This window comes from Streptomyces sp. NPDC050287 (genome assembly GCF_044459385.1).
Taxonomy (GTDB): Bacteria; Actinomycetota; Actinomycetes; order Streptomycetales; family Streptomycetaceae; genus Streptomyces.
In genome coordinates, this window is the sequence record NZ_JBITIY010000004.1 from 375,362 (window position 1) to 387,841 (window position 12,480).

General features: G+C 71.1%; 8 protein-coding genes. 2 read left to right on the forward strand and 6 right to left on the reverse strand.

Going from position 1 to position 12,480, the window contains the following annotated elements; all coding sequences use genetic code 11:
- Positions 1–113: 113 nt before the first annotated feature.
- On the reverse strand, positions 114–377 hold the full coding sequence (locus ACIBK3_RS16640; RefSeq protein ID WP_399366152.1) for a hypothetical protein: 264 nt from the start codon (positions 375–377) through the stop codon (positions 114–116).
- A complete protein-coding gene (locus tag ACIBK3_RS16645; protein WP_399366153.1) occupies positions 374–1,192 on the reverse strand; it encodes a phytanoyl-CoA dioxygenase family protein in 819 nt (272 codons plus the stop codon). The genes ACIBK3_RS16640 and ACIBK3_RS16645 overlap by 4 nt, the downstream gene beginning before the upstream one ends.
- Positions 1,193–1,265: 73 nt before the next feature.
- Between ACIBK3_RS16645 and ACIBK3_RS16650 the strand changes: the two genes are divergently transcribed.
- The gene (locus ACIBK3_RS16650; protein ID WP_399366155.1) at positions 1,266–2,051 is read left to right on the forward strand and encodes a helix-turn-helix domain-containing protein; all 786 of its coding nucleotides are present in this window, start codon (positions 1,266–1,268) and stop codon (positions 2,049–2,051) included.
- A gap of 139 nt (positions 2,052–2,190) precedes the next feature.
- Entirely contained in the window at positions 2,191–4,557 is a 2,367-nt protein-coding gene (locus ACIBK3_RS16655) for an alpha-L-fucosidase (protein ID WP_399366156.1), read from the forward strand.
- A gap of 118 nt (positions 4,558–4,675) precedes the next feature.
- Here ACIBK3_RS16655 and ACIBK3_RS16660 read toward each other — a convergent pair whose 3' ends face one another.
- The 4 genes from ACIBK3_RS16660 to ACIBK3_RS16675 all read right to left on the reverse strand — a co-directional run bounded on the left by ACIBK3_RS16660 (position 4,676) and on the right by ACIBK3_RS16675 (position 12,391).
- The gene (locus ACIBK3_RS16660; RefSeq protein ID WP_399366836.1) at positions 4,676–6,808 is read right to left on the reverse strand and encodes a S9 family peptidase; all 2,133 of its coding nucleotides are present in this window, start codon (positions 6,806–6,808) and stop codon (positions 4,676–4,678) included.
- Between the two features lie 266 nt (positions 6,809–7,074).
- Positions 7,075–8,859, reverse strand: coding sequence for an N-acetylglutaminylglutamine amidotransferase (locus ACIBK3_RS16665; protein WP_399366157.1), 1,785 nt, complete (start codon positions 8,857–8,859; stop codon positions 7,075–7,077).
- Between the two features lie 336 nt (positions 8,860–9,195).
- The gene (locus ACIBK3_RS16670) at positions 9,196–10,425 is read right to left on the reverse strand and encodes a glutamate--cysteine ligase (protein WP_399366159.1); all 1,230 of its coding nucleotides are present in this window, start codon (positions 10,423–10,425) and stop codon (positions 9,196–9,198) included.
- Positions 10,426–10,648: 223 nt separating this feature from the next.
- Entirely contained in the window at positions 10,649–12,391 is a 1,743-nt protein-coding gene (locus ACIBK3_RS16675) for a pyruvate dehydrogenase (RefSeq protein ID WP_399366160.1), read from the reverse strand.
- Between the last annotated feature and the right edge of the window lie 89 nt (positions 12,392–12,480).

Sequence of the window (12,480 nt, forward strand, 5' to 3'; positions counted from 1 at the left end):
GGGCGACGGTGGCCTTGTCGCCCGTGACCAGGGTGACATCGCAACGGCAACAGGCAGGAAACACCAGGCAGTCGAGTCACGGGCGTGTGATGTGGTGCACCACCGCCCGCCGGTCAGTCCTCCAGCTTCTCGAACAGGAACTCGTGCTTGAGGAACGACGTGTCGTACTCGTGACCGGGGTACGGCGGCAGCAGCTGGGACGCCTGGAACAGGCGCCAGCCGTCCCGCAGGGCGGCGAGGCCCGTCTCGTACGGCGGCTCGTCGCTGTCCCCGGTCGTCGGACGGGAGGCGCCGGTGCCGTCGTAGCGGGACCAGCCCACCACGTCGGAGTCCAGGGCCGACGAGGCGAGGTAGAGCACCAGGACCTGCTGTTTCACGCGTGGCTCCTCAGGGTCGGCCGGTTGCTTACACGGGTGACCCAGTACTCGATGTCGAAGGAGTCGTCCCCGGTCAGCGCACGCCACAGCAGAACCCGGTTGTAGATCTCCAGCCGGGCGGTGGCCTGCTCGTACCACGGGAAGCGGGTGTTCAGTTCCGCCGTCACGGCGGGATCGTGCAGGTCGGAGGTGTCCCAGAGACGGACCTGCGGAACGGTCGGATTGAAGCGGATCTTGTACATGTAGCGCCGCCGCCCGGTGTCGTTGCGACGACCGCTGTGCCAGATCCCGTGATGGACCAGGACGACGGTCCCGGCCGGGCAGGTCAGACGGTTCTGCCCGCGCAGGTTCTGGACGCGCCCGATGTCGGTCTCGTTCACGCGCCGCAGGTGGCTGCCCGGCACGCTGAGGGTGCCTCCCATGTCGGGTGTCACCTCGTGCGGGTAGTACATGAGCTGGACGTCGAAGGCGTCCGGCCGTACGTCGATGATGGCGTCCCCGTGCAGGTCCTGCGCCGTGCCCTCGTGCGGTTCGCGCACGTGCACCGCGTGGTGGTCGACCGTCGGCTCGGGTCCGACCAGACTCCGCAGGGCGCCGGACACCAGGGGCAGGGAGAGCAGATCGTGGACGAACGTGCCCTCCGCGAACGCCTTCGACAGCGGTGTGCCGTACGGCACTGAGGCCATCCCCGCCGACAGGGACTCGATGGCCTTCTCGTTGATCTCCCTCGGCACGATCCCGTCCAGGCGCAGAAAACCCTGCGCGACGAAGCGCGCGGTCTGAACCGAGGTGAGGAGCTGTGGCGTGGTTGACATGCGACGAATCTAGGGCGCGGATCCCGCACCGTCGTGGGGTGCATTCGCCGACTACTGGTAGATTTCCGCTCCCATGGATCACGTACCCCTCGCACTCGACGCACCGCCGGAAGTGGTGAACGCGGGTGTCGGCGTGCACGGAGTCTCCACGGCGCACGAGGTCTTCCGGCTGCCCGACCTGTGGCAACTGCACCTCTACAACTACTCGGGCGCCCTCTCCGTGGGCGGCGCCGTGCACCCCATCCGGCCCGGGCATGTGAGCCTGGTCCCGCCGGACACGGAGGTGCACTTCCACTACCGCGGCCGGTCGGAGCATCTGTACGCCCATCTGCGCCTCGCGGACACCGGCGTGCCGCACAGGGTTCCGGTGATGCAGGACGCCACGGCCGAGGGCGCCCTGCTGGCCCACCTGCTCAGGCACGCGGTCACCGCGGTGCCCGTCTCCCCCGCGCGGGCCTCCGCCGAGGTCTGGACGGTGCTCTGGCACGTCGCCCGGTTGGCCGGCCCCGATCGCGACGGGCGGCAGCACCCCGTCGTGGCGGCTGCCCGGGCCTACATCGAGGAGCGTCTGGCCGACCCGCTGGCCGTGCCCGACATCGCTCGCGCGGCCGGCGTCTCGCACACCCATCTGACCCGGCTGTTCCGCGCCGAAACCGGCCACACGGTCGTCGCCCACATCCGCCGCCGGCGACTGGAACGCGCCCGCCATCTGCTGCTTGCCTCCACCCTGCCCATCCCGGCCGTCGCGGCCGCGGTGGGCATCGCCGACCTGCAGGCGTTCAACAAGGCCTGCCGTCGCGAACTGGGCGCGGGCCCACGGGCCGTACGCGACGCCGGTGCCGCGGTGAGCCAGAGCTGAACCGGGCACCTCCGGTACGGCGTGACGCACCGAGGGAGCTATCCTCCTACCTATTACCTCAACCACCATCTCAGTTTGCACTGTTGACAGCTCGGTGAGCCCAATCAATCATCAGACATCCGATGAATTGGAGCCGCTCATGAGCACATATCCGAGACGTCAGGTCCTGGGCGCCACGGCCGGGGTCGCCGCCGCGGCAGCCCTTCCCCTCACCGCGGCGACCAGCGCACACGCCGCCGAACCAGTCGCCACCGAACCAGTCGCCGCCGAGCAGGCGGGGCCATGGGCTCCCGTCCCCGATCCCGTCCCCGTCCCGCTCGACACCCTCTACGACAACGACGCCATCGACACCGCCTCCGCGCCGGGCGGCGACTTCGACGGCTCGGGCTACACGTTCCCCGGTGAGGAACTTCCCGCGGGCCGCGTCGAGGTCGACGGAGTGCCCTTCCTCTTCCCGGGCTCGGCCGCGGGCGCGAAGAACAACGTCGTCGCCCTCGGCCAGCGCGTCGAACTGCCCAAGGGCCGCTACCTCTCCGCCGTCTTCCTGACCGCCGGCAGCTACGGCAACGCCTCCGGCAAAGCCACCGTCCACTACGCGGACGGCTCCACCACGACCGCGGGCCTCGGCGGCGCCGACTGGTACGCCGCCGGCGGATCACTGTCGGCGCCGTACCGCTACAAGCCGGACGGCACCAAGGACGACCACAGCGTCGGCATCGGCACGTCCGAGGTGTGGCTGGACCCGCGACGGGAGGCGGTCGCGATCACCCTGCCGGTGACCAACCCGGCGCAGGAGGGCAAGACGTCCCTGCACGTCTTCGCGCTGTCCCTCCAACCCGCCGCCCAGGGGCGCGCGTTGACCCTGCGCGAGGCCCGCTCCACCAACTCGCTCCTCGAGTCCAGCGGCGCCCAGAGCGTCGAGGCCACCCTCGTCAACGCGGGCACCGTCGCGGTCCTCGCCGCGGACGGCGTGTCGGTCCAGGTCGACGTGTCGGGGGCCCGCACCGTCGAGCCCGCCGCGGTGCGTCGGCTGGACCCCGGTGAGCAGGCCCGGGTCCGCGTCGGCATCCGCAACCGTACGGGCACCGCCCCCGGCACGGCGCGCGACGGCTCCGTGACCGTCACCGGACGCGGCACCCAAGCCACCTCGCGCAAAGGCCGGTTCACCCTCGGCGTCCCCGACTACCAGCCCACGGCGACCTCCCTCTCCGGCCACCAGGCGCCGTACTGGTTCCAGGGCGCCAAGTTCGGCATCTTCATCCACTGGGGCGTCTACTCGGTGCCTGCCTGGTCACCGGTCGGCAAGCAGTACGCCGAGTGGTACTGGAACCACATGCAGGACCCCGCGAACGCCGTCTACGGGTACCACCGCGACAAGTACGGCGAGAACTTCGCCTACGACGACTTCATCCCGATGTTCACGGCGGAGAAGTTCGATCCGCGCGCCTGGGTCGAACTGTTCCGGGACGCGGGCGCGCAGTACCACGTGCTGACCTCGAAGCACCATGAGGGCTTCGCGCTGTGGGACACCAAGGTCTCCGACCGCAACTCCGTGAAGATGGGCCCGAAGCGGGACCTCGTCAAGGAACTCTTCGCGGCGTCCCGCCGCTACACCCCCGAACTCCACCGCGGGCTCTACTTCTCCATGCCCGAGTGGTTCAACCCGGACAACCCCTGGATGGGTCACGCCCCGCGCAATCCGTACACCCTGGAGCCCGTGCCCTACACGGGTTACACCGCGGGCAAGGACTTCGTGAAGGACTACCAGGCCCCGCAGATGCTGGAGCTGATCCAGGGCTACGACCCGGAGCTCATCTGGTGCGACATCGGCGGCGCCAACGACAGCCTCCATGTCCTCGCCGAGTACTTCAACCACGCGAAGAACCGCGCCCGGCCCATCGAGGTCACCGTCAACGACCGTTCGGGCATCGGCTTCCACGACTTCACGACGCCCGAGTACACGACGTACGACAACACGGTCGTCGCCAAGTGGGAGTCCAGCCGCGGCCTGGACCCGTTCAGTTACGGCTACAACCAGGCGACCCCGGACGACGCCTACATGACGACCGAAGCGGTCGTGCACAGCCTCGTCGACATCGTCTCCAAGAACGGCAACTTCCTGCTCGACATCGGCCCGCGCGCCGACGGCACCATCCCCGCGATCATGCAGAGCCGGCTGCGCGAGACGGGCAACTGGCTGCGCACCAACGGAGAGGCGATCTACGACACCACGTACTGGTCCCGGATGGCCGAACTGGGCGAGGACCTGAGGTTCACCGTCCGCCCGGACGAGGCCTTCTACATCCACTCCCTCGCTGAGCCGGGCGCCAAGCTCACCGTCGAGGCCCCGGTACCGATCCGCAGCGGCGACACAGTGACCATGCTCGGCCACGATCGACCGCTGACCTGGACCGTCAGCAACGGCGCCCTGGTGATCGACGTTCCCGCGGCCGCGCGCAAGGCCGGTCAGCACGCCTGGGTGTTCAAGGTGAAGTGGCGCGTCTGACGCCGAAAGGCCGCGGCAACACCGACCGGTGTCGCCGGTTTCGACACGCCTCGCGGCACCGGTCCCCCCGCATCCGGGCACGACACCCTCGATCTCTTGCCCGGTGCTGCCGACGAGCTCACATCCCGAGGTGGCGCTCCATCCAGTCCGCCGCGGCCCGGCGGAACAGGCGCCGGTTGTCCGCGCGCAGGAAGTCGTGGCCCTCGTCGCGCAGGGTGAGGAGTTCGGCGGGGATGCCACGTTCGCGGGCGGCGCGTACGAACTGCTCGGACTCCCCCGGTGGCACGTTGGTGTCGTGTTCGCCGTGGACGGCGAGCAGCGGGACCCGCAGCGCGTCGACGCGGCTCATCGGGGAAAGGTCCCGCAGCAGTTCGCGGTCGCGTTCGGGGTGGCCGTACTTGTGCGCCGCCGACTCCGCGAGCCAGGGCTCCGTACCGGCGAAGAAGGTCAGCAGGTCGGACATGCCGCAGACCGCGATCCCGGTGCGGAACAGATCCGGGTGCCGCACGAGGGAGGCGAAGGTCAGATAGCCGCCGTACGAGCGCCCCATGACCGCCAGCCGCGTCGGGTCGGCGGGGCCGGCCGTCACCGCGTGGGCCGCGCAGTCCGCGACGTCGTCCAGCGCGGCGAAGCGGCCGGTGCCGAGGTCGGCGTCGACGAACGACCTGCCGTGTCCTGAGGAGCCGCGGACGTCGGGGGCAAATACGTCCAGCCCGCGCCCGAGGAGCTCGTGATAGAGCGGGTTGAACACGGGGCGTTCCTGTTCCTCGGGACCGCCGTGCAGGTGGACGACACAGGGGGCCGGCTCGTCCGGGGCTCGCCCGGGGGCCCTGTAGTACCAGCCGCTCAGGGGCAGCCCGTCGCGTGCCCTCAGGCGCACGGGGACGGGCCGCACGGGCGGGCGGCCAGGCGGGACGGCGTCCTCGTCGCGGGAGGACCACGGGGTGCGCAGCACGGACACGCCTTCGTGGGCCCACCACACACCGGGACGGCGTTGTGAACCGGCGAGCGCGAGCAGCAGCCGCCCCGGCCCGGCCGCTGCGACCCGGGTCACGACCTCGTGCGGCAGCGAGACGGGCCTCGCCGGTCCCGCCTCGCCGAGGCCCGGGCGCGACGGGAAGGTCTCGACGAGTTCGAGTTCGCTCGCGCCCTGGACGTTCCAGGCCAGCACGGCCGTGCGGCCGTCCTGGGCCATCGACAGCAGTTCCAGGTCGCTGCCCGCGCGTTCCGCCACGACCGACCTCCCCCGCGGCTCGCCGTCGTCACCCAGGGCGACCGCGAACAGCGCCGCGTACTCCCGGTCGGCGTTGCTGCGCAGCCACAGCGTCCGCCCGTCGGGGGCGAACCGGCCGATCCACGGGTCACCGTCGGCGACCGGAACGGCGCAGGTCGTCGCCGAGTCGGCGGTACGCCGGACGATCGCCTCCCGCCGTCCGCGCGGGCCGCGGCGCAGCAGCGCGAGCGTGCCGTCGTGACTGAGGTCGCACACGCGCAGGGTGGCGGCGTGCGTTTCGGTGGCGAGCAGCACGGGAGAGGCCAGGCCGTCGGGGTCGATCAGGTAGGCCGACAGGCCACCGCCGGCCCGGACCGCCGGTGCCGCGAGGGCCAGGAGGTCGGTCGGCGTCGGGGCCTGTGGTGTCCGCGGTGCGGCGTCGTACCGGGCGCCTCCGAGGAGCGTCGCGCGGCCGTGCCGGTCGGTCCAGTCGGGTGGGAGGGACGTGCCGACGGTCTCGGAAGGTATCGAGGTGTGTCCGGGATCGTCCACGTTCGTACGGGTGGTGGGTGCGGCGAGGGTGACGGCGACGGCCGAGCCGTCGTGCGTCCAGCAGCCCAGATAGGCGGAACTGCGGGGGTCCGCTCCGGCCAGGATGCGGCGGCCGGTGCCGTCGGGCCGTACACACAGCACCCGGGTGTGCTCGCCGCCGCCCGGTGCGGTGGTGTACGCGATCCAGCGGCCGTCGGGCGACCAGGACACCTCCTTGACGGGCTCCGGGGAGGCGTCGAGCAGTCGGACCTCGCCACCGTCCACGGGGCCGGCCCACAGCTGGGGGACGCCGCCCCGGTCGCAGATGAAGGCCACCTGGGTGCCGTCGGGGTCGGCGGAGGGATACCAGCAACCGTGCGCGTGCAGCCGGGTCACCGCGTCCCGCGGGCCCCCCGCCCCGGGCAACGGCACCGGAGCGGGAGCGGCGGCGAAGGCCGGTCCGTACGCGTCCGCCGACCGGGTGTCCGACGGCCAGGGGTCCGACAGCCGAGTGTCCGGCGGCCGCGGAGCCGTCGCCAGGACGCCGGGGGCCTCGGGGTGGGGGGCGTCGGGAGGGGGTGCCTCGGGGTGGGGGGCGTCGGGAGGGGGTGCCTCGGGATGGGGGCCCTCGGGATGGGAGGCAGCTGACGACCGGACGGCCGCCGCCGCGGGACGGGGGACTTCCGACGGCCCGGCGGGCACCACATCGTCCGGGGCGGCCGACGACCCGGCAGGGACCACATCGTCCGGGGACCGGGTGCCGAGTTCGTCGGTCACTTGATCTCGTGGGTCTGCAGCCATATCTCCAGCAAAGCTACCTGCCACAGCGCGTTGGCTCCGCGCCTGGTCCGGTGCTCGTCGGGTGCCGCGAGGAGCTCGGCCAGATACGGTTCCTGGAAGATGCCGCGCTTTTTTGCCTCGGGTGCCTCCAGCGCCTCGCGCACCCGGTCCAGGACCGGCCCCGCCATGTGCTTGATGGCCGGGACCGGGAAGTAGCCCTTGGGCCGGTCGACGACTTTCCGGGGCAGGAGCTTCCGGCCGGCTTCCTTCAGCACACCCTTGCCGCCGCAGGCCAGTTTCAGTTCCGGCGGGCAGGCCGCGGCCAGCTCCACCAGCTCGTGGTCGAGGAAGGGCACCCGGGCTTCCAGGCCCCAGGCCATGGTCATGTTGTCGACCCGCTTGACGGGGTCGTCCACGAGCATGACGTGGGTGTCCAGCCGAAGTGCCGCGTCCAGGGCGGTCTGGGCCCCGGGTACCGCCATGTGCTCCCTGACGAAACGGCCCGAGACGTCGTCGGGGATCAGCATGTGGGGCTGCAGGATCCTGGCGAGGTCGGCGTGCGGCCGGTCGAAGTACGTCTCGGCGTACCGGTCCGGTTCCTCCTCGCGGGCGACCTCCGCCACCTGCGGATACCAGTGGTAGCCGGCGAACACCTCGTCGGCCCCCTGCCCGCTCTGCACGACCTTCACCTCCTTCGACACCTGCTCGGACAGCAGATAGAAGGCGACCACGTCATGGCTGATCATCGGCTCGCTCATCGCCTCGACCGCCCCGTCCAGCGCCGCCGACACCCGAGGGGAGGGAACCATCAGCCGCCGGTGGTCGGTGCCGAACTCCCGGGCCACCAGATCCGAGTACCGGAACTCGTCGCCCTCCTCGCCGCCCTCGGACTCGAACCCCACACTGAACGTCATCAGGTCGCGCTGGCCCTCATCGGCGAGCAGCGCGACGATCAGGCTGGAGTCCAGCCCGCCGGAGAGCAGCACACCGACCTGGACGTCGGAGACCATCCGACGGCGTACGGCCGTACGCAGGGACTCCAGCACCGCGTCACGCCATTCGTCCGGGGCCATGACGGCGTACTCGGGCCGGCGCGTGTAGGACGGCTGCCAGTAGCAGTGGTCGCGGTGGGTGCCGTCCGGCTCGACGACGCGCACGGTGGCCGGCGGGAGCTTGCGCACACCGTTGAGGACGGTGCGCGGCGCCGCCACCGTTGCGTGCCAGCTCAGGTACTGGTGGACGGCCACCGGGTCGAGGGAGGTGTCCACGTCCCCGGCCGCGAGCAGGGCCGGCAGCGAGGAGGCGAACCGCAGCCGGCCCGGCGTCCGCGCCAGATACAGAGGCTTGATCCCGAGCCGGTCGCGGGCCAGCACCACGCGGCCGGTGCGGTGCTCGACGAGGGCGAAGGCGAACATGCCGTAGAAGTGCTCGACGCAGGCGGTGCCCCATTGCCGGTAGGCCTTCAGTACGACCTCGGTGTCGGACGTCGACTCGAAGTGGTGGCCGAGTCTTCGGAGCTGTTCGCGCAGCTCCTGGTAGTTGTACACGCAGCCGTTGAAGACGCCGGTGACCTCGCCCCGGGCGTCCGTCATCGGCTGCGCTCCGAGGTCCGACAGGTCGATGATCTTCAGCCGTCGATGTCCCAGCGCCACCGCGTCCCGCGTCCAGACGCCCCGGCCGTCGGGCCCACGGGCGGCGAGCCGGTCACTCATGCGCTCGACGGCCGCGAGGTCGGGTCGCCGACCGTCGAAACGGATCTCCCCGCTCAGACCGCACATGGGGTGTCGCCTCCCTTCCAGCCACTGTAGGCCGGGACTCCCGGGTCCCGCCTTCCGGTCACGATCCGGTCGGCGCCACTGGACATGACAAAAACACTCCTGTCACAGGTGAGTGAGGGTGGTGATGCGGTGCTCCCGCCGAATCGGCTGCGCGCGCACGGCATGTGCCGACAGGGCATGTGCCGCACCGAGTTTTCCCGCACAGCATGTGCCGGCACGGCACGGCACGGATCGGCCGGTCGCGGGGAGTCGGCGGGATGCGATGTGATGCCCCCGCGACGCAGCCGGGCTGTGCGGATCTCATGGCGTCCACCAGTACGTCAGCAGCCGAGTGCGTCAGCGGCCGATCACCTCCGGCGCCCCGGGGCCGAAAGAGGGGCGCGCCCCGTGGGTGCCGGCGGAGGGAGCATGGCCGCGGCCGCGCTCCGTGCCGGCGGACGGGGCGCCTGAGCGGCCGAGCGATGTCGGCCCGCGGTTTCTGCGTTCGCCGCGGGTTTCGGCGATCAGCAGGTCGACGCAGGCCAGCAGATCCTCTTCCTGGGCCGTACGGCGCATGCGCTCAGCGGCACTGCCGTCGGCGAGGGCCGCGTCCGTCAGGGGCTTGACCGTCTCCCAGTCCCCGTGGGCCTCGAGCGCGGGGCGCAGTCGAGCGAGGAGCTTCCGGACGACCTGTGGCGCGGGTGCCTCCCGGCGGCTCTCGGGATCCACCAGGTTGCCTTCGAGGCCGGACCGGGCCGCCCGCCAGGTGGCGCCGCGCAGCCACTCGTGCCGGCCCTCGCACGCCCATGCGCCACCCGCCCGCAGCCGCCCGCGGGCCTCGGTCACCAGAGCGCGGAACAGTCCGGCGATGAGCACGACGGTCTCCACGCGCGGGCAGGCGTCACAGATACGGAGTTCCAGCGTCGGCAGATGTGCGGACGGGCGTACGTCGTAGTAGATCATCCCCGGGTCGCTGATGATCCCCGCCCGGACGAGATCGCGTACGGCGGCGTCGTACTCGGCCCCGTTCGCGAAGCAGCCGGCCGGACCCGCGGTGGGCCAGCGCTGCCACAGCAGCGTGCGCCAGCTGGCGTATCCGGTGTCCGAGCCCTGCCAGAACGGCGAGCTGGCGGACATCGCCAGGAGCACGGGCAGCCAGCCGGAGACCGCGCACATCACCCGTACCGCCGTATCGCGGTCGGGGATGTCCACATGGACCTGGTCACCGCAGATGAGTTGCTCATCGGCGACCTTGCCGTATTTCTCGACCATGTGCCGGTAGCGCGCGTCGGTGGTGGGATGCGCGGAGGCACCGGGTGCCAGCGGCGCCGTACCCGCGGCCACCACCGCGAGCCCCAGCGATGAGGCGGCCGCGTCGAGCCGCCGTCTTGTCCTGGCGAGGTCGGTGTACAGGGCGTGCAGCGACTTGTGCACCCCGCTGTTGGACTCCACGGTGGACTGGTGGAGTTCCGTCGTGAAGTTCCGGCGGGGAAGCCGTCGCAGGACGGCGTCGGCGCGGGGCACGAGCAGCCCGCTCTCCACCTCCAGGATGTGGAACTCTTCCTCCACTCCGATGCGAATGCTCACGATCACTCCTTGAGGCGCCTGAACGTCTGTCCGTCCCGGGGAACGCTCCTCTCCGGGGTGCGGCGGCTGGATGACCCCCAAGTGCCCAGGACGGCGATACGTAAGCGCAGCGATGCGCGTTTGACACGAGCGCATCACAGATGAGCGACCTTGGACGGAGCGGCCGTGGGCCGGTTCGGCGGTCCGCTCCGGCTTCCCGCCGACGTCGCGGACGACATGCCTCTCAGGGGCGCGGAACGTTCCGCAGGTTGGTGCGGGCGAGGTGGATCATGCGGCCCACTCCCCCGGTGAGGACGGCGCGGCTCGCTGACAGGGCGAAGCCGGTGACCTGTTCGGCGGTGATCTTCGGCGGGATGGCCAGCGAGTTGGGGTCGGTGACGATGTCGACCAGCGCGGGTCCGTCGTGGGCGAAGGCTTCGCGCAGGGCGTCACGTACCTCCCCCGGCTTCTCGACCCGGATCCCGCGGGCGCCGGCGGCGGTGGCGATGGCCGCGTAGTCGGTGTGCGGGTACGAGGTGCCGTAGGGGGGCAGTCCGTCGACCATCATCTCCAGGTCGACCATGCCGAGCGCGGAGTTGTTGAAGAGCACAACCTTCACCGGGAGGCCGTACTGCACGAGCGTCAGGAAGTCGCCCATCAGCATGGAGAAACCGCCGTCGCCGGAAAGGGAGACCACCTGTCGGCTCCGGTCCAGGAACTGCGCGCCGATGGCCTGGGGCAGCGCGTTGGCCATCGAGCCGTGCACGAAGGAGCCGAGGATGCGACGCCGGCCGTTCGGGGTCAGGTAACGGGCGGCCCAGACGCAGCACATGCCGGTGTCCGCGGTGAACACCGCGTCGTCGGCGGCTTCTTCGTCGAGCACCGATGCCACGTACTCGGGGTGGATCGGGGTGTGTTTCTCCACGTTGCGGGTGTAGGCGCCGACAGCGCCTTCGAGCGCGTGCACGTGCCGCTCCAGCATCCGGTCGAGGAAGCGCCGGGAGGGCTTCTCGCGCACGGCCGGGGTCAGGCACCTCAGTGTCTCGCCCACGTCTCCCCAGACGGCGAAGTCCAACTGCGTGCGTCGGCCCAGCCGTTCGGGCTGGATGTCGATCTGCACGGTCCTGACGTCACGAGGCAGGAAGTCGCTGTAGGGGAAGTCGGTGCCGAGGAGCAGCAGCAGGTCGCACTCGTGCATCGCCTCGTATGCGGCGCCGTAGCCGAGCAGGCCGGACATGCCGACGTCGTACGGGTTGTCGTACTGGATGTGTTCCTTGCCGCGCAGCGCGTGTCCGACCGGTGCCTTGACCTTCTCGGCGAAGGCCATCACCTCGGCGTGCGCGCCCTCGACACCCCGGCCGCAGAACACCGTGACCTTCTCGGCGGCGTTCACCAGGTCGGTGAGCCGGGCCAGTTCGCTCTCGCCCGGGCGGACGGCGGGACGGTCGAGCGGTATCGCCAGTTCGGCGCCCCCGTGCGGGGAGTCCTCCGCGGCGACGTCGCCGGACAGGGCCACCACCGACACGCCTCGCCGGCCGACCGCGTGCTGGATCGCCGTCTGCACCACCCGGGGCATCTGGCGGGGCGAGGAGATCAGTTCCGAGTAGTGACTGCACTCCGCGAAGAGCCGGTCGGGGTGGGTCTCCTGGAAGTATCCGGTGCCGATCTCGCTGCTGGGGATCTGGGCGGCCAGGGCGAGGACGGGGGCCATCGAGCGGTGGGCGTCGTACAGGCCGTTGATCAGGTGCAGGTTGCCGGGTCCGCAGGAGCCCGCGCAGGCGGCCAGCCTGCCGGTGAGCTGCGCTTCGGCGCCGGCGGCGAAGGCGGCCACCTCCTCGTGCCGGACCTGGATCCATTCGAGGGTGTCGTGCCGTCTGATCGCGTCGACGACTGGGTTCAGACTGTCGCCGACCACGCCGTACATGCGGCGCACACCGGCGCGGGCGAGGAGGTCGACGTACTGCTCGGCAACGGTCTGTCTGGCCATGGCGCTCCTCCAGGGGCGGTGTGGGGCGAGGATCAGGCTAGTGAGGGAGGATCCGCGGAACGGCGGGTCAGCGCACCGGTGGGTGCCCG

Bases quoted from the DNA above. Each gene is read 5' to 3' on its own strand.
- ACIBK3_RS16645 (WP_399366153.1), bottom strand. From the start codon at position 1,192: ATGTCAACCACGCCACAGCTCCTCACCTCGGTTCAGACCGCGCGCTTC.
- ACIBK3_RS16650 (WP_399366155.1), top strand. From the start codon at position 1,266: ATGGATCACGTACCCCTCGCACTCGACGCACCGCCGGAAGTGGTGAAC.
- ACIBK3_RS16655 (WP_399366156.1), top strand. From the start codon at position 2,191: ATGAGCACATATCCGAGACGTCAGGTCCTGGGCGCCACGGCCGGGGTC.
- ACIBK3_RS16665 (WP_399366157.1), bottom strand. From the start codon at position 8,859: ATGTGCGGTCTGAGCGGGGAGATCCGTTTCGACGGTCGGCGACCCGAC.
- ACIBK3_RS16675 (WP_399366160.1), bottom strand. From the start codon at position 12,391: ATGGCCAGACAGACCGTTGCCGAGCAGTACGTCGACCTCCTCGCCCGC.